The 17,638-nt window shown below is 58.5% G+C and carries 18 protein-coding genes and 1 pseudogene; 12 read left to right on the forward strand and 7 right to left on the reverse strand.

Annotated features, from left to right (window positions below; genetic code table 11):
• Positions 1–175: 175 nt before the first annotated feature.
• Positions 176–925, forward strand: a complete 750-nt coding sequence (locus ACPYOP_RS05720; RefSeq protein WP_481409426.1) for a Crp/Fnr family transcriptional regulator — start codon at positions 176–178, stop codon at positions 923–925.
• Positions 926–1,185: 260 nt separating this feature from the next.
• Positions 1,186–1,953, forward strand: coding sequence for a response regulator transcription factor (locus ACPYOP_RS05725; RefSeq protein ID WP_481409427.1), 768 nt, complete (start codon positions 1,186–1,188; stop codon positions 1,951–1,953).
• 618 nt (positions 1,954–2,571) lie between these two features.
• Here ACPYOP_RS05725 and ACPYOP_RS05730 read toward each other — a convergent pair.
• From ACPYOP_RS05730 to ACPYOP_RS05740, 3 genes are read right to left on the reverse strand one after another with little or no spacing between them, the layout of a single operon-like run.
• Positions 2,572–2,997, reverse strand: a complete 426-nt coding sequence (locus tag ACPYOP_RS05730; RefSeq protein ID WP_481409428.1) for a DUF6941 family protein — start codon at positions 2,995–2,997, stop codon at positions 2,572–2,574.
• A gap of 5 nt (positions 2,998–3,002) precedes the next feature.
• Positions 3,003–3,446, reverse strand: coding sequence for a helix-turn-helix domain-containing protein (locus ACPYOP_RS05735; protein WP_481409429.1), 444 nt, complete (start codon positions 3,444–3,446; stop codon positions 3,003–3,005).
• Positions 3,430–3,915 (reverse strand): hypothetical protein, encoded by a 486-nt coding sequence (locus ACPYOP_RS05740; protein ID WP_481409430.1) that lies wholly within the window; start codon positions 3,913–3,915, stop codon positions 3,430–3,432. The genes ACPYOP_RS05735 and ACPYOP_RS05740 overlap by 17 nt, the downstream gene beginning before the upstream one ends.
• Positions 3,916–4,242: 327 nt before the next feature.
• Here ACPYOP_RS05740 and ACPYOP_RS05745 point away from each other — a divergent pair, with 327 nt between their 5' ends.
• The 5 genes from ACPYOP_RS05745 (at position 4,243) to ACPYOP_RS05765 (ending at position 7,679) form a co-directional block, all read left to right on the forward strand.
• Entirely contained in the window at positions 4,243–5,337 is a 1,095-nt protein-coding gene (locus ACPYOP_RS05745; protein ID WP_481409431.1) for a hypothetical protein, read from the forward strand.
• 93 nt (positions 5,338–5,430) lie between these two features.
• Entirely contained in the window at positions 5,431–5,745 is a 315-nt protein-coding gene (csgH, locus tag ACPYOP_RS05750) for a curli-like amyloid fiber formation chaperone CsgH (RefSeq protein WP_481409432.1), read from the forward strand.
• Between the two features lie 44 nt (positions 5,746–5,789).
• Entirely contained in the window at positions 5,790–6,293 is a 504-nt protein-coding gene (locus ACPYOP_RS05755; RefSeq protein ID WP_481409433.1) for a hypothetical protein, read from the forward strand.
• A gap of 43 nt (positions 6,294–6,336) precedes the next feature.
• Entirely contained in the window at positions 6,337–6,642 is a 306-nt protein-coding gene (locus ACPYOP_RS05760) for a curli assembly protein CsgF (RefSeq protein WP_481409434.1), read from the forward strand.
• Between the two features lie 143 nt (positions 6,643–6,785).
• On the forward strand, positions 6,786–7,679 hold the full coding sequence (locus ACPYOP_RS05765; RefSeq protein ID WP_481409435.1) for a CsgG/HfaB family protein: 894 nt from the start codon (positions 6,786–6,788) through the stop codon (positions 7,677–7,679).
• A 16-nt stretch (positions 7,680–7,695) separates the two neighbouring features.
• Here the strand turns inward: ACPYOP_RS05765 and ACPYOP_RS05770 are convergent, their stop codons facing one another.
• Positions 7,696–7,986, reverse strand: a complete 291-nt coding sequence (locus ACPYOP_RS05770) for a hypothetical protein (protein WP_481409436.1) — start codon at positions 7,984–7,986, stop codon at positions 7,696–7,698.
• 196 nt (positions 7,987–8,182) lie between these two features.
• Positions 8,183–8,524, reverse strand: a complete 342-nt coding sequence (locus ACPYOP_RS05775; RefSeq protein WP_481409437.1) for a hypothetical protein — start codon at positions 8,522–8,524, stop codon at positions 8,183–8,185.
• A gap of 175 nt (positions 8,525–8,699) precedes the next feature.
• On the opposite strand from ACPYOP_RS05775, the gene ACPYOP_RS05780 reads away from it, so the two are divergent.
• A complete protein-coding gene (locus ACPYOP_RS05780) occupies positions 8,700–9,335 on the forward strand; it encodes an invasion associated locus B family protein (protein WP_481409438.1) in 636 nt (211 codons plus the stop codon).
• 24 nt (positions 9,336–9,359) lie between these two features.
• On the opposite strand, the pseudogene ACPYOP_RS05785 reads toward ACPYOP_RS05780, so the two are convergent.
• Positions 9,360–9,582, reverse strand: a pseudogene (locus tag ACPYOP_RS05785) (sugar ABC transporter ATP-binding protein); the annotation flags it as partial.
• Positions 9,583–9,975: 393 nt separating this feature from the next.
• Here ACPYOP_RS05785 and ACPYOP_RS05790 point away from each other — a divergent pair.
• Entirely contained in the window at positions 9,976–13,002 is a 3,027-nt protein-coding gene (locus tag ACPYOP_RS05790; protein ID WP_481409439.1) for an alpha-mannosidase, read from the forward strand.
• A gap of 109 nt (positions 13,003–13,111) precedes the next feature.
• Positions 13,112–14,752 carry an FAD-binding dehydrogenase gene (locus ACPYOP_RS05795; protein WP_481409440.1) on the forward strand — a complete coding sequence of 547 codons (1,641 nt, stop codon included), beginning with the start codon at positions 13,112–13,114 and terminating at the stop codon, positions 14,750–14,752.
• Between the two features lie 252 nt (positions 14,753–15,004).
• Here the strand turns inward: ACPYOP_RS05795 and ACPYOP_RS05800 are convergent, their stop codons facing one another.
• A complete protein-coding gene (locus ACPYOP_RS05800; protein ID WP_481409441.1) occupies positions 15,005–15,868 on the reverse strand; it encodes an AraC family transcriptional regulator in 864 nt (287 codons plus the stop codon).
• 158 nt (positions 15,869–16,026) lie between these two features.
• Here ACPYOP_RS05800 and ACPYOP_RS05805 point away from each other — a divergent pair, with 158 nt between their 5' ends.
• A complete protein-coding gene (locus ACPYOP_RS05805; protein WP_481409442.1) occupies positions 16,027–16,869 on the forward strand; it encodes an oxidoreductase in 843 nt (280 codons plus the stop codon).
• 95 nt (positions 16,870–16,964) lie between these two features.
• Complete coding sequence (locus ACPYOP_RS05810) at positions 16,965–17,267, forward strand: hypothetical protein (protein ID WP_481409443.1); 303 nt, start codon at positions 16,965–16,967, stop codon at positions 17,265–17,267.
• Positions 17,268–17,638: the final 371 nt, after the last annotated feature.

Here is a 17,638-nt window from a genome sequence, read left to right on the forward strand (position 1 = left end):
GCGCGCTGGAAAAAATACTGCTTGATTGGAATATATGTAACGCGCAGATGAGTTCAGTATTATTGCTGATACATTAAAGTTGCATTAGTCTGTAGGTTGCAACGGCATCCGTTAGCAGAATGACGAATATTGATTTGCATTAAAGACATCAGCGGATTTTTATGATATCCAATACTTGGAGATAGCGAAGTTTATATTTTATGATCGTCATTTTGGTATTCGGGATATGCTTGTCGACCGAGGGGATCACAGCATGGCAGGGCAGATTTCGATCGAGCATATCCAGAGCATGGGTGGCACAGCGCGGACCTTTGCCGCCGGTAGCGTGATCTGCGACTACGAGAGCAATGCGCCGCGGCTTCTCTTTCTCTTGGATGGGTGGGCAGCGTCCAGCAAGATGCTGCCGAACGGTACGCGCTTCGTGACTGAATTCGTTCTGCGCGGCGATATGATCTCGACGTCATTGACGGTGCTTTCACGCGAGACCGTGCAAGCCATTACCGATGTATCCGTGATGGCCTTTCCGGATTTCGCCTCCATTCCCAAAATTGATACGCCAGCATTGTTCTATCGAATTGCCATCGCCGAATTGGTGAGGCGCCAGGCTCGCATGTCGGAAAGTCTCGCCAACATAGGACGGCGTGATGCGCTGGAGAGGACCGGCTACCTGCTGCTCGAGCTCGGGACGCGGATCGGGACCGCGCAAGACGACCCCAATGCAGAATGCTTTGATTGTCCACTAACGCAGTCGGACATCGGAGATGCCGTCGGCTTGTCGACGGTTCATATCAATCGCGTGCTGAGGGATATGCGCGAAGCCGGTCTCTTGTCGTTTCGCAACGGTGTCGTTGCTTTTCTTGACCGCCCGCGCCTCATGGATCTCGTCGATTTCGACGAATCTTATTTCGACACAACTATGATTTGAAGAATAAAGCGAATCAAATTCAGACTAAAGTCTGAAAAGAATTCTTTTAGTCAATATTTAAATTCATTGTTAACATATGTTAATGCGCGTAAAAGCAAAATAAGCAATTACTGCAGTAAGAAAAACCTAAAACAAGGGGGACGATATGAGAACGAAAGAAAAGTTTCAATTTAGACAAAGTTCTTGCTGTCCGTATGGAGTCAATACTGAGCTAGTTACAAGAAATACAGAGGCCACTTTAAGAGTTGGGGATGCCGGCCATGAATGGACAAATGCTCACAAGTGAGAAATTCACCTCCGATGCAGGCGCGCGCCTTATTTCGGTTCGGACGTCCGACACCTTGCGGCCGTTCATTGCGTCCGGCACGCCGGGCGTCGACGAATGGGAAGATTACATTCTTCTCGTCGATTCCCGAGCCCTGGATCGCGAGTGCCTGTCGAAGAGCCTAAGCGAATACGACGACGCCATGCATATCGTCACGGTGGGGTCGCTCGACGAATGGCAGATGCGCAACATGCAAGTACTGCCGTCCGCGGTTCTTTTCATGATCGGCGGCCGCAAAGTATCCGACACCGACGTCAGCGCGAAGATCTGTGCCCTGGTGGAGAGATTCCAGACAAGCCCAGTGATCGTCGGCGCAGATGGCGACGAGCTTGCGCAGCTCCTGCATGCGCTGGAGTGCGGGGCTCGCGGCTATATCCCGACCAGTGTCGGGATCCGGGTTGCCGCGGAAGCCGTTGCTCTTGCTCGCGCAGGCGGCGTCTTCGTGCCGGCAAGCAGCCTGCTTGCCGCCAAGGAGGCGATCACCCCCGTGGCCAGCCGCAATGACTGCCTCGACAGCCTCTTCACGCCGCGTGAAGTGGTGGTCGCGGATGCGCTGAGGCGAGGAAAGGCGAACAAAATCATCGCCTATGAGATGGATCTTTGCGAGAGCACCGTCAAAGTTCACATCCGCAATATCATGAAGAAGCTGAATGCGACGAACCGAACGGAAGTCGCCTATAAGATCCGGGAACTTGTCCGCTGAGGGCTCCGCCGGGTCGATCGCCCATCGCGGGAACAATATGGTGAGCCCGCTTGATGTATTTCGCAGCTACCAGTCCCGGCATCGGGGCAGGGCAGGAGTGAGAAAGATTGGCCGGCAAACGCATGCGCTGGCCAATTGCGGCCGATTGCCGAAGAGCAACGGCGCCCGCCCGGGCGCTGAAAGACTATATCGCGAAGCCCCAGACATCCGCCAAGCTTAAACCGTCCCGTCAGGATCCGAGTGATCCGGCCGGGCGGCCGCGCAATATGGCCGTCTCGTATTTGGCTCTGATTAGCTAATGCATGTCGCGCAAAAGTGTGTAGCGGTTTTGCGACAACGACATGCGTAAAGTCAAAGACCTAAAGCGCGAAAAGCGAATCTGAAAGATCGCGACGCGCTTGGAGCATTTCCGCTTTTCTTCAAATCGCGAAGACGCCCTATCTTATTGTTTTGCTACGCATTCCGGACGGAAAACCGCTTGCCCACTTTTCCTGGAATTGCTCTATTGGCGCGAAGCGGCACGAATATCTCCTTAAGTACCCAGCGCAACAAAGATTCGAGGAAGGGCACCAGCCAGATGATCCCGGTGTCGATTGACGAGGGAATTTGAGGGCTTGCTCAGCGCTGGGCTATGCGCAGGGAGGCGATTTCCGCCGGTTTGTCGTCGATTATCGCGCTGACCGTCAGCAGCCCCGGGCGGCGCAGTCTCAACGGTGAAAAGACGAGGCTGGCGCCGACCACGACGTGCATGGGGCCGTCGCCTGTTTCGTACCCATCCGTCAGGTCGCTCTGCTCGTTGAGCTGGGCTGACTCCAGGCGTTCCTCGAGAAGCGGCTGCTGATCTCCGGGCGCGACGCAGCGCAGCACGATGGAGCGGTAAGGCTGCGCCGCCAAGGTGACCAAATTCACATGCACGCAGAACTTGGCTAGTGAAATCGGAAATTCCGGCAGCATCAGCACGCCGCTATAGACGCCGATGAAGCTCAGCTTTTCGCCGACTTCGGTGCGAATGTCATCGCAAAAGATGCAATATCCGTAACGCATGCGTTTCAATCGCCTCTATCAATGGTGGCGCGGGCGATGATGGTGCGGATCGCACGCGAAGAGCTCCAGGAGATGACCTCTCTGAAGCCAATGGGATGAACGGCTGCCCGCGTCTCGACCCTCAGATCGGCCGGTATCTCGGCCGATCTCTCGGGTTGAGCAAGGCAACCGCTTTCCGTTGAACCCGCCGGATCGCGCAGTTCGACGTGAATTTCCTTGTCGAGAGCCCAGGCCAGATCCGCGATTGAGCGAAGCGGAAGCTCTCTCTGCCCGCAAAAATAGCGGTTCAATTCCTGTCGGCTGACGCCCACCAACTCCGCGAGCTGTTGCTGCGTAAAACCTGTTTGGGATCGCCTTTCGACGGCGGCGGCAATGAGATCGCTGCGAACGTTTGCGATGAAGCGGCTGGCCGCACGCGCACGCGCGCCTATCTCAAACCGAAATGACATCTTCCGGGTTTACTCCCTCAACGCACAACGCATCACCCACACCAAGTTCGCGGCGCAGTCGGCGCACCTCCAGCCGATAGCCACGGTAAAGATCATGATCCTTCACATGGTCGGCCCAGTCTCCGAAAACCGCTACAAAGCAATCGCGCATGGCAAACCACCCGAATATGCGCAGATCAACGGTCTTCAATTCCCAAACTGCATTTCGTTCGACCCGGATTGCCCGGAATTGTCTGCAATGAATAAGCGGCTTCCCGGAGACGAACGTATAAAAGAGAAAATCCAGTTGTTCGATCGGGGTGAGGACGGCGCCCAGCGACGATTGTTCGTTCTTGCTTACGCGTTCGCTCAACCAGTATGCAAAGCTCGGCGTCGCGAAAAGCAGCCGCTTGGGCAGCTCCCCTCCACCAAGCTGAATCTCAACTTTAACGATTGCTTCGGATGCTACGAGACTGTCAAACGTAGTCATGCCTGTCAACTAATCCATTATAATGTAGCAAGCCTTTCACTGGGCCTCCTTGAGGGTATCATGAATTGCCGCACATTTGGATTGTATTTATTTGCCTTTCCGATGGCGTAGTCTCGTCTAATCAAAGAAGAGTATACCCGATATGTCATGTCGGCACATGTTTCATTCGGTACCCATTTTGAGGTATGGCATTTATATTTGATGCTATCCTATGTTGTCGTCCTAATACGAACGGTTCTCTTGTTCGGCTCTCCGCTGCCGGCTTATTAACAAGCTCGAGGGCGGCGAATGGTCGCTTGCCCCGTCTTGGACAACAGGGAGGATCATATGAGGACGATTGCAGCTCTCTCCATTTTGCTGGCAAGTACGTCTTTGACTCTTGCCGGCCCCGGTGGCCCGCATGGCGGAAGCCCACCGACACCGGTGGAAAATGAATCATTTATCGGCCAGGTGGGCGCCTTCAACGGCGCTTTCGTCAGCCAGAATAGCGGCAACAATCAAGCGCTGACATTGCAGAACGGCTTTGGCAATTTCGCGGTTACCAACCAGGATACGGCCAAATCCAATACGTCCGCTATCCTGCAGTTTGGTTCCGGCAACTTCGCGTTTGCCGACCAGAAGGGCAAGACCAACGATCAGAGCACCCTGCAGGTCGGCACGCTGAATTTTGCCTCCACCCTGCAGCGTGATGGGGCGGAGAACAACTCGACGATCAGCCAGTTCGGCTTCGGAAATTCCGCCTTCGCGGATCAGTCCACGGGCGACAACTCCCAGGATACGCTGCAGGTCGGTGGCCTGAATTTCGCCTCGACGACCCAGACCGACGGCAAGCCTGGCTCCAATACGTCCAATATCATGCAGTTCGGTTGGGGCAACGGGGCGATCGTGGGGCAGGACGGCGGCAACAACGATCAGACGACGTTGCAGGTCGGCACGGGAAACTTCGCCGCAACCTCCCAAGGGGGCGTGATCGGAAGCAACGGCAATTCCTCTTCGACAACGCAGTTTGGCTGGGGCAACATCTCCTTTGCCGATCAAGCGGGCGGCAATAACTCACAGGACACGTTCCAGGCCGGCGGGCGTAACTTCGCCGTTACGGGTCAGTCCTCGTTCTTCGGCGTGAACAAGTCGGCGACGGCGCAGTTCGGTGTCGGCAACACCGCCTTGACCTCTCAGATCGCCAACCCGCTGGGCTCCAACGATTCGATGATCGTGCAGGCCGGCTATCGCAATACGGCGATCGCATCTCAGACCGGCGTGCAGACCGTGTTCCCCTACGGAGGCTCCAACCTCCAGGGAACCATTCAGATCGGTACGGGTAACTATGCCGTTACCTCTCAGAACAGCAAGAGTGCACTGACGAACACGTCGGTCACGGCGCAGTTCGGCTATCGAAACATGGCCGTTACGGTCCAGCACTGAGTGATTAGACGGAGGAGGCGAGAACAAATGTCCGCCTCCTCCTGCCCATCGACTGAGCCAGTTCCATGCGCCGGGATAGATTGCGGGCGATCAGTGTTCACCTTGCTGCTGAAGCCTTTCTTCCTGTCGACCCTGTTGTTCTCATGCGCCGTTCCGACCGCATCGCAGGCCGGTGTCGAATGCTTGATAAAGACGGACAGGAAGGAACCGTTTCTTGTCGTCAAGGCCATCGCAAGGTCCGAAGCGGCGGTATCCGGAAGGTACAGGCTGGTTCTCGTCAAGCATAGCGCCGCGGGCACGAGCCAAAGCATCCAGCAGGGCAGTTTTTCCTTGCTGCCCGGTTCGGATGGCCTTCTTGCGACGACGATGGTCGATGCGACGGACCAGACAGAGCTGACTGCGAGGTAATTGATCGAAACCGATCGAGGTACATCACAATGCGGATTACCAGAATGAAATGCCTGAACGGTTCAAAACACGCGCTCAGCGCTGTTGTCGCGTTGATTGCTTTGACGGCAGCGGAATGCCGGGCCGAAACCGCATATGTGGCCCAGATCCCGGCCAATGTGACGACGAGTGTGCCGTTCAGCGGCGTGATGCCCCAGCAGCCGCAACAGCAATATCATCACTCCGCGAATTATGCCTCGGCCGGCGTCGTGGGCTTGCCCGAGGCTCCCGTCGCGACGCACGGCGCCAATCTGGCGCAAACGCTGGAAATAGGTGTGCGCAACAGCGTTTTTCATCTTCAGTCCGGAGCCAGCAATACTTCAACTGCGGGAATTATCGGGAACTATGGCAATATAAATGTGCTTCAGGCCGGAAATAACCTGAAATCGAATGTCGTATTGCTGAATGGAGCGGGGTTGAGCGTAAGCGTTCTTCAGCCCGCCGGTTCCGCGCCGGTCAATGTCCTGATCGCGCGGTTGCCGGGCGGTGGTTTGCTTATCAAGCGTTGAGCGGCGCAGCGGCGTCCGGAAACAGGGGAGGGGAATGGTAATGATGATACGTATGACAGTGGTCGCAGTTGGTTTGGCGGCCGTCATGGCAGTGCCGGCTTTGGCGGGACAATTGGTCTACCAGCCGACCAATCCGACATTCGGCGGCAACCCGTTGAATGGCTCATTCCTGCTATCGACGGCGCAGACGCAAGGCGCTGGCGTCAAGTCCGGGCAGCAACAGACGCCGGATCTCTCAGGTCTCAACGATGCGCTGGGCAATCTCGGAAACGTAAATCAGGGTACGGGCTCGACCGGAACGTCTCCGATCATCGTGATTGGAAACGGTCAGGTGCCGACCAATCCTTGAGCCAAATTGATTGCGTAGCAATTCAGTTCTGTTGGGAGCGATTTATTCGAGCGGCGATGTCACGTATCGGTTTTCCCGTTGCAGCCATTTTGTGCGGATTAGGTTTAGGCGGTTGCGCTGCTGCGGGCAGCAGTCTCGATCCGATGAGTACTCCAGCGACGCTGATGCCTTCGACGAAGACCGGCGTGGCGCTGGAAAGCCTGCCACGGCCGAGGCAAAAGCTCGATGTGGCCGTTTACTCGTTTCCCGATCTCACGGGGCAAAACAAGCCCAATGAGAACTTTGCCGAGTACTCCCGCGCCTTGACGCAGGGTGGCGCGCAACTGTTGACGGACGTTCTGACCAGGGCCGGAAACGGCAATTGGTTCAGCGTCGTCGAGCGCACCGACCTGCAGTCGCTTCTGCAGGAGAGGCAGATCATCCAGAACACGCGGGCCGCCGTTTATGGCGCAAAGGCGGGTGGCATACCGCCGCTTCGCTTTGCCGGCGTGCTGCTCGACGGCGGCGTCATAGGCTATGATTCCAATGAAACCACCGGCGGCGTCGGCGCCAACTACCTGGGGATCGGCGGAAACACGCAATATCGCAAGGATATCGTGACCGTATCGCTACGCGCGGTGAGTGTCAGCACGGGTCGCGTGCTTGCATCCGTGAGCACGACCAAGACCATCTATTCCGTGCAGTTGCAGGGCTCAGCCTTCCGCTTCGTCGGCGTCGATCAGTTGCTGCAGATCGAAGGCGGCATAACTCGAAATGCGCCGACGACCCTGGGGGTCCAGGAAGGCATACAGCTCGCAGTCTGTTCGCTGATCTTCGAAGGCGTGAAGAACGGGCTTTGGGAATTCGAGGATGCCGCCGCCGGCGCCGCATTCATGCGGTATCTGGAGCAGCATCAAAGAGCGATGACATACAAGCTCGATGCGAATGGTCGCCCGATCGCGCCAGTTGTCGATCCCGCCGCGGTCAGCGCTGCGCAACCGGCTGCCGAGGCGGTATCAAGTCCGCCCGCGATCACGAGCAAGCCGACGAATTCGTGATTGCTGCCGCGCCGCCTCATTTTTTCCGGCAGAATTCGGATTGCGCGTTATCGGGTCCGCAGGTGGCGGCTCCGCCCTGCGCGTTTCCGCTTTGGCTTGGCTTGACTGCGGTCTTGGCGGTCGTTCCCTTTTCGAGGTTACCGTTCTTCTTGATGGGAACACGCCCATTGACCTGCGGAATACGGGTCTCTGAAAATCCGGGGCGCCGAATGACGGGCTGGTCCTTGGCAGAGGCATTCCCCGGACCGAGCGCACCTGCAATCAGCATGATGGCTGCGGCCGCAATGATTTTATTGGGATTTACCATTTCGATGCTGCTCCTGGATCATGGCTGCGAGCCGAGGTTGAGCCATTGGCCTTGGACATGCCGCTCCCGAAATTTCAACGGGATGGCCGCTTTTCAGTTCCCCCATTCACCGGGGATTCCTTCATCGGCATCGTTCCGGCTGCAGCCTCAGGATTTTGGCCCGGCGCCTTTGCGCCGACCGGCCATCGCAATGCCGTCAATGTCCCACAGTGCCCGGCCCCACCGTCGGCAGGCGATTGTCCGCAGGTCCAGGCGCGGATCGCTCCGTGACGCCGCCACCTACGCTCGGAAAGAGGCTGTTTGCCAAGAGAGCTGGCGGCCGGGCTCGCGGTTGCTGCCTTGGCCTATGCGAGAGCTTTCGGTTGTCGGCTGGCGGCCGCGCTGCGGGCACGACGGAAGTCTCCGGCAGCTGCTCGACGAAAGCGGGATTCGTTTCCAGGGGAGGTGCCTGCTGCAGGTAGCTTTCACCGAATACAGCGCTCTCACTCAGTGCCAGCAACACGACCAGAGCATGGTTTGCAATGATCATTTGCGCCATCTGAATTACTCCTTTGGAGGTATATTAAAATATAAAATTCAAATTCTCTCGAATTTCCGCGATAAATTTGAATAAATATAATAATTTAACTCTGCTAAACTGCAATTTCTCCGTGATTTATTCGACATTATTGTTCATTTATTATAGGATTGCAAACTAAATTATGGAGGAGTGTATGCGTCCATCCTGGCAGTCAGCTATGTGCTGTATCGCATTTTTGCTTTTACAGGCCGTCGCGCCCTCGGCATTCGGCGGGGACAATGCGGTGACACCGCAATCGGCTCCCCCCAAAGCGGCCGAACCTGACAAGAGCAATCCGGCACCCGTTACCTCCGCGCCGTCGACAGGCTCACCAGCGACCCCGTCGGTCGGACCGCAAGTCACGGAACAGAAGTTTGACGCGTGGACGCTACAATGCAGCACCGACAAAGCGCTGAAACCCTCCTGCCAAATCATGTATCGGTTGACGTCGCCGGATCAAAAGCAGGTGTTCATGGTGATCAGCATGGCGCGCTCCGCCGAAAACAAGGTCGGCATGCAGATGGCCCTTCCGCTCGGCTTCTCCATTCAGGCCGGCGTCAAGATCGGCTTTGGCGGCAAATATTCGACGATGGCAAAGGTGTCGCGCTGCACCAACCAGGGCTGCCTCGTGGAGGGCCTGTGTCCGCCTGGAATGCTCGATGCATTGCTGAAGGAAAAATCGGGAAAGGTTTCAATCCGCATGATGCAGGGAAATATGGCGGAACTACCCATCTCCCTTGGCGGTTTCAGCGCGGCATACCGGGCAATGGAAGCCAATAACGGGCAATGATGTAAGCGATTTCCGCCAATCCATCTAACTGGTCTCTTCCGTGGTGATGCGCTGCCCGGCCTCGTCAAACAGATGGACAGCGTCACGGGCCGGCGCAATCCGCAGTACATCGCCGGGTGCGGCCCTGATCCGTTTACGGAAAACGCAAGTGATCGTTTGCGTGCCCAGACGCGCAATGACCATGGATCCCGGATCCCGTCGATTCGACCACGAAGATGCCCACCTCGATGCCATCGGGATCGAGCCTTCGCGGCCGTGTCAGTTGTTCAGGCGATCCATGAATCTGAGTGGTGAGCGCGTGCGTTAAACCTGGTCAGCCGAGGCAAGCATGAGTGCTGCCGCCATGGGCATTGCCGCTGCGCCGATCGCGCAAGAGTCCTCGCCGAGCGAAGCGAATGTCCACGAGTTCAGAATTTTTGGCGCTACCTTTCCCTGATATTTACTCGCACTACATTCACTGATGGAATTTGAGCATGATCGAACGATATGACCAAGTACAACGACTTGTCGTACAAAAGTTACTCAATCTAAAATTTGGCTATGCGACCCGCTTGGAGGAGACGGGACGTGGGGCTTGCGACCTATTCGCGCTGATATGTTCTCCTCACCATCAATTGCCCATTTCCCGATAGGACCCGCCATGTCTCTCACCATTGCCCAACGCCTCGATCGCCTGAAGGTTCGTATTGCCGAGCTCGCCTATTGGCGCGACCGACAGAGCCGCGACATCGATGGCTGGACTTTTGACGGCGAGCCGATCGCGCATCGCCAGGATTGGCCGCACCGCAAGGGAACGGTCCATTTCGCCGCAGCGGTAACCGCCCCGCATGATTGGCCGCTTGAGCGGACGCGCCTGCAGCTCGATCTTGGCGGCGAGAGCCTGCTGACATTGCGTTATCCCAATGGTGAAACGGAGACGTTCGGGCTCGATCCCAATCACCAGGAGTTTCCGATCAAAGGGCGCGACTTCCAGATCGCGACCGAGAGCGTCGCGCGCTTTCCTTTCGGCGAGCCGAACAGGGCGCCGAAGCTGAACAAGGCGCGGCTGATCTGGCTGGACGAGCCGGTCCACCGGCTGCATCTCCTGTTGCAGCAGATCGGCGAGGCCGCCGATGTGCTCGATGGTCACGACGTCGTACCGCATTTGATCGATGCGGCGGAACGGGCGCTGCGCAGCCTCGATTGGCCTTCCGACACGGTTGCCTATATCGCGCGCATATCGGGTGCGGAAATGCAGCAGAAGATCTGGGAACTGCCGGAACTCCAGGACAATCCAGCTGGGCTCAGCGAGGTGCAGAGCGCTTCTGCCTCAGCCGCTCACGATCGGCTGCTTGAGCAATTGAAAGAGCTTCAGAAGCGCTTTCCGCAAAATGGCGAACTGCTGCTGACCGGCCATGCGCATATCGATCTCGCATGGCTTTGGCCCTACGGCGAGACGCGCCGGAAGATGCGCCGCACTTTCAATACGGCGCTGTCATTGATGGAACGCTCCGACGATTTCCGCTTCAATCAATCGACCGCCCATTACTACGCGCAGATGGAAGAGGATGATCCGAAGCTTCTCGAACGGATCAAGAAGAAGGTCGCCGAGGGCAAGTGGGAGACCGTCGGCGGCATGTGGGTCGAGCCCGATACCAATATGCCGACGGGTGAAAGCCTCGCCCGCCAGGTGCTCTACGGGCAGCGCTATTTCGAAAAGCATTTTGGCCTGCGCCATACTGTCTGCTGGCTGCCGGATTGCTTCGGCTTTTCGGGTGCCCTGCCGCAGATCCTGCGACTCGGGGGCATCGACAGCTTCTTCACGATCAAGGTGAACTGGAGCGAGACCAATCACATTCCCTCCGACCTCTTCTGGTGGAAGGGGCTCGACGGCAGCAAGGTGCTGACCCATACGTTCGACAATCCCATGCAAGGCTATAACGGCTTTGTGCAGCCGGATTGCTTCGTGCCGACATGGAAGAATTTCCGCGGCAAGACAGAGCATGATACCTCGCTGCTGGCCGTCGGCTATGGCGACGGCGGCGGCGGCGTCACACCGGAAATGGTCGAGCGCGAAGTGCAGCTGCGCGACTTCCCGGCAATCCCGAGGGCACGCTGGGGCACCGTGAAGGGCTATTATGAAAAGGCGCATCGCACGGCGGCGGAAAAGGACCTGCCGGTCTGGGACGGAGAAATCTATCTCGAACTGCACCGTGCGACGCTGACGACGCAAAGCGGTGTCAAACGCAAGCATCGCCAGGCCGAACGTGCGCTGATCACGGCCGAGACGCTGGCTTCGCTCGGCCACATGTTGGGCGCTGCCAAGCCTCAAAGTCTCGAAGCGGATTGGCGCACCGTCCTGAAGAACGAATTTCATGACATTCTGCCAGGATCGAGCATTCGCGAGGTCTACGCCGATGCCGAACGGGAACTTGATGGTGTGATCGACAATGCCAAGGCGGAGCAGGCCAAGGCGCTGAAGGCACTATCGGCCCACCTGCCAACGGGTGGCGTCACGGACGCATTGATTGTCGTCAACCCGTCCCTTTCGCCGCGGCCGCTCACGACAGCGCTGTCCGACGGAACGGTTCTGTCATCCGCCGATCTTGTCGCACCGCTTTCCGTCGCGATCTTCGACCGCAAGGCGCTTAAGCCTGCCAGCATGCTGAAAGCCGATGCCCATCGCCTCGAGAACGAGCATCTCTCTGTCGTCATCGGCAAGGATGGGTCTGTGTCGAGCCTTGTTCACAAAGCGACGGGACGGGAGGCAATCGAAGGTGCTGCCAACCAGCTCTGGGTCTATCCCGCCGACAAGCCGCGCAACTGGGATGCGTGGGACGTCGACGCCGACTATGCGGAGAAAGGCATCCGCCTTGATGAGCCCGAGAGCATCGCTCTGGTCGAGGAAGGGCCACATCGCGCCGCGATCCGTGTTGTCCATCGATATCGCAACTCGACCGTCACCCAGCTTTATGTTTTGACAGCCAATGCCCGCAGGCTCGATATCGAGACGACGATCGACTGGCATGACCGCCGCACCCTGCTCCGGACCCTGAACCCGGTTGCCGTGCGTTCGCGCGCAGCGACTTTCGAATGCGCTTTCGGCATCGTCGAGCGGCAGACGCATACGAACACGCCCTGGGAGCAGGCGATGTTCGAGGCGGCGGCCCATCGCTTCGTCGATCTCAGCGAGCCAGGCTTTGGCGTCGCCTTGCTCAACAACGCCAAATACGGGCACAGCGCCCGCGGCAATGTCATCGGCATGAGCCTGGTGCGGTCGCCGATCTATCCCGATCCGCTTGCCGACGAAGGCCAGCAGAGTTTCACCTATGCGGTGATGCCGCATGAAGGCGCCTGGCATGAGGGCGGCGTTCTGTCGGAGGCGATCGATCTCAACCAACCGCTCGTCACCATGGAGGCAAGCGGCCTCTCGGAAGGCACGCTCTCACCCCTCGGCGTCGAGGGTATACCCGTCGCCTTCTCGGGATTGAAACCGGCGGAGGAAGGCGAGGGCCTTGTCCTGCGGCTCTACGAGCCTGCCGGCCGACGTGGCCGCCTGTCGTTGAACCTAACGTCGGGATGGAAAGCGTCGGGACCACTGAATATCCTTGAAGAGCCGATCGAGCGCGAGGGAGCAGCCGACATCATGCCGTTCGAGATCCGGACGTGGAGGCTGCAGAGAAGCTGACGGCGAAAATCGGCTTCGATCGACGAACGGCGAGAAAAATGGCCGCCATTTTACTTTTACGTAAGTGTCGCTAGAATTCCCGGCAAATATCTATTCGCTGGGAGGTCGAATGGGCAGTTATGCGGATGTCGTCGTCGTTGGGGCAGGCCTGTCTGGTCTTGTGGCTGCCTCGGAGCTGATTAAGCGCGGAAAGCGGGTGATCCTCGTCGAGCAGGAACCCAGGGCAAGCCTCGGCGGCCAGGCTTTCTGGTCTCTCGGTGGGCTGTTCATGATCGATACGCCGGAACAACGGCGCATGCGAATTCGCGATAGCATCGAACTTGCTCGTCAGGATTGGCTGGGCTCGGCCGCCTTCGACCGGGCCGAGGATTTCTGGCCGCGCGCCTGGGCGGACGCCTATCTCGATTTTGCCGCCGGCGAGATGCGTCGCTGGCTGCACGGGCTCGGCATGCGCTGGTTCCCTGTCGTCGGCTGGGCCGAGCGCGGCGGAAGCCTCGCTCATGGGCACGGCAACTCCGTGCCGCGCTTTCACGTCACATGGGGTGCGGGTCCGGGCGTGATCGATCCATTCGTGAGGCGGGTGCTGGCAGCCGAGAAGGAGGGAAAGATCGAGCTGATGTTCCGCCGGCGAGTGACGCGGCTGATCGGCGACGGCACCGGCATTACCGGCGTCGAAGGAGAGATCCTGGCCGAGGACGATATTCGGCGTGGTCAGCAATCGAACCGCGATGTCGTCGGGGATTTCCGCATTCAGGGCGCTGTGATCGTGGCGAGCGGCGGCATTGGCGGCAATCCGGAGCTGGTTCGCCGCGCCTGGCCTGTCGAACGCCTCGGCCCACCGCCGGAACGGATGCTGAGCGGGGTGCCTCACCATGTCGATGGCTTGATGATCGGCCATGCCGAAGCGGCGGGCGCACGGCTCATCAACGGCGACAGGATGTGGCACTATACCGAGGGCATCCGCAATTGGGATCCCATCTGGCCGAACCATGGCATCCGCATCCTGCCCGGACCGTCGTCGCTCTGGTTCGACGCCAACGGCAATCGCATGCCTGCTCCCTGCCTGCCGGGTTTCGACAGCCTCGCGACGCTGGGGCATATCTGCAAGCTCGGGCATAGTTACAGCTGGTTCGTAACCACGCAGAAGATCATCAAGAAAGAGTTCGCGCTCTCGGGGTCCGAACAGAATCCCGACCTTACGGGCCGCGACATCGGCCTGCTCCTGCGCAGCCGGCTCGGCCGTTCGGCCCCTCCGCCGGTGGAAGCCTTCAAGGAGAAGGGCGAGGATTTCATCGTCGCCCAAACGCTGGAAGAGCTGGTCGCCGGCATGAACCGTATCGGGGATCATCCGGTCGATCTTGCCCATCTGCGCACCCAGATCGAAGCCCGTGACCGCGAATTGGACAATCCGTTCGCCAAGGACGCCCAGATCGTTGCCTTGAGACAGGCACGCGCTTATCTCGGCGATCGGTTCATGCGCACCGCGCCACCGCACCGGATATTGGATACCAAGGCGGGTCCGCTGATAGCCGTGCGTCTCAACATCCTCAGCCGTAAATCTCTGGGCGGGCTCGAAACCGATCTGAACAGCCAGGCGCTCGGGCATGACGGTGCGCTTATCCCAGGACTATACGCCTGCGGCGAAGCGTCGGGTTTCGGCGGCGGCGGATACCACGGCTACAATGCGCTGGAGGGCACGTTCCTGGGAGGCTGCATTTTTTCCGGACGCAATGCCGGGCGGGCCGCGTGAGGATCGACGTTTTCGCAGCCGGTGTTTCCGGTAAAGACTGATCCCGCACGAGGCCATCGATGTCGGCGGTGGGCTGCAGCCCTTGGCGCCGGCATTCATTTCCCCTTGGGGTGTCCGACGACACTGCGAGGGCATGCAGTCTCGTCGGACGCTGTAGTGATCGGCTCGGGGGTGGCGTCCGAGCCGACAGCTGAAACAATAGCGGCCACGAGAATTTAGTGAACCTACCCGAATGGACGGCTGGTCCGTGCTTCAGCGAGAAAGGTCTGCACTGGGCCGTCTCCCGAATAGTTTCCGGTACTCGCGATTGAACTGCGACTGATTTTCGTAACCGACCGCAAATGCGATGGATCCGATTTTGCCGACACCCAGCTGCAGCCGTCGCCGTGCTTCGTGCAGGCGCAGCCGTGTCCGGAATTGCAAGGGGCTCATCGCGGTGGCGGCCTTGAAGGCGCGATAATAGGAGGTCTGGCTCATGCCGGCGATATCGGCCAAGGTCGCGACATCGACCGGCTGATCGAAGTTGGCTTTGATCCAGGCGGTCGTGCGGGCGACGCGTGACAGGCGGGAACTTCCTAATCCGCGTTCGACGACCATGTCGCCGAGGCCGCCCTGGATGAGCCTGTAGAAAAGCTCGCGTTGAATAAGCGGCGCAAGCATCTCGATGTCCTTGGGCCGATCCAATAGCCGCACCAGTCGCTCAAGGGGTTCCAAAATGTCGGCGGTGAGGCCGGCAATTGCGGCGCCCTTCGTCTTGTTCGCCGATCCTCGTTCGCTCTTATCCGCCACCAGCTCGGCAATGATTGCCGGATCGAGGTCAAGCGTTATCGCATAGTGCGGGCGCTGAGGGCTAGCCTCGGCGACACGCGCCGTCACCGGAAGATCGAGGACGACGACGAGATAATCACTCGGGCCGATTTCAATGTGTTCCCGATTCAGAACGAGCTCCTTTCGACCCTGCAGGACGACGCAAAGACGCGGATCGTAAAGGCTGCGGACTGGTTCGGTCGGTGCATCGCTGCGAAAGAGTGTCAAACCGGGAACCGGCGTTTTTTGCTTGGGCACAGTGCAATGAAAGCGCATCAGTTCGATCAAGCTTTGTCGTGTGGTTTCCATCGCTCTTCCCGTCTTCTCGCATTGTCGAGATCAAGATAGGCCAGGATGGTAGGATTGTGCAAAACTTCGAAAGGATCGGCCTAAGCCGACGCCATTGCCAAGCGTATCTCTTCCGCAAGCGAGATCACCATGACCGCAGCATTTGGAAGGATAAGAGAATGAGAGATCATCGATCGATATGGCTCATCACGGGAGCTTCATCAGGACTTGGATATGCGATTGCCGAGGCGGTGCTGGAGGCAGGCGATATCGCCATTGCCACCGCACGTAACCCGGAAACGCTCCGCGAACTCATTGAAAAATTTCCGGATCAGGTCGTTGCCGCGAGGCTTGACGTGACCGATCGCGCAGCCATCAAGCAGGTGATCGGCGAGGCAGAGCGGCGTTTCGGTCGGATCGATGTGCTCGTCAATGCGGCGGGCTACGGCTATCTCGCGGCGATCGAGGAGGGAGAAGATGCCGGGATACGCGCCCAATTCGAGACTAATGTCTTCGGTCTGCTTGATGTCGTCAAGGCTGTGCTTCCGGGCATGCGCGCAAGGCGAAGCGGGTGCATCGTCAATCTTTCCTCGCTTGGGGGATTGGTCGCGTTCGCGGCGACCGGATATTATCACGCAACGAAATTTGCCGTCGAAGCGCTTTCGGAATCGCTGTCTTATGAAGTCGGGTCGCTCGGCATCAAGGTTCTGATCGTGGAACCCGGCGCCTTTCGCACCGATTGGGCCGGACGCTCCATGGTCGAGTCCCCGGTTGTCATCGATGACTATGCCGGGACGGCGGGAAAAAGGCGGAGCGCAACGCGCGCGGTTTCCGGTTCGCAGCCGGGAGATCCGAAGAAGGCGGCGCAGGCGATCTTGAATGCGGTCAAAGCCGAGCAAGCGCCGCTTCGACTTCTCCTCGGGACATCCGCGCTGAAGGTCGCCAAGGCACGGCTGGAGACGCTGAAGGCCGAATTCGAAGCCCTGACCGAGGTGACGACAAGCGTTGACTTCGAAAGCTGATATCTCGCGCAACCGGCTATTTAAGGTGGTGTTGTGTTAACGCTCTATTCACCGTGCAATTACTAAGGTCCCCTGACGATTGAGAAGGAAGCCCAATGAAGAAGATCTTTATTATCGCCATGGCCACGGTAACGCTTGCAGCGCCTTTGGCCGACGCACAGGAATGGCCCCGTCATCATCGAGATCGCCGCGGTGACGTCCATCGCGAGATGCCGCGGCGGGATCATGGACGTCCGGGATGGGGGCCATATCGCGGCAGGGACCGCGCAGGCTATTATCACGGCTATCGGGGCTATCGCGATCGCCGTCCCGGCTATCGTCGTCATAACGACGGCCTCTGGTATCCCGCAGCCGCCTTTGCGCTCGGTGCCATCATCGGTGGTGCTTTGAACAACTAAGCCTGCGCTCTCCATCGGAGCGCTCTGCAGAGCGAGATTCATCGTTCACAAATAAGCGGGCGGGCGGCAGAGCTTCATGCTTGCAAGTCGGCCGCTCGCCGATCGAGACAGTATCACGCTGAAAATGGCGTGGGCAATGGTGAAGATGCGAACCCGCAGCTTCACCATTGCCCGTGATCGCGTCGCATATTGACCGGCACGACGCACCATAGAACCAAAAGCCGCGCAGACATTTGCTGTTGCAGTCGAGCGCATTCACCCCAACCAGATTGTCAGTTGATATCTCACTCACGCGGGGTCCCGCTTGCGTCTGCGGGGCGGCTGCGAGCCGGGTCGTGAATGTCTCATCAGGTCGATGGTGTTCAGCAATC

This window comes from Rhizobium sp. KNZ2-6A (assembly GCF_056755475.1).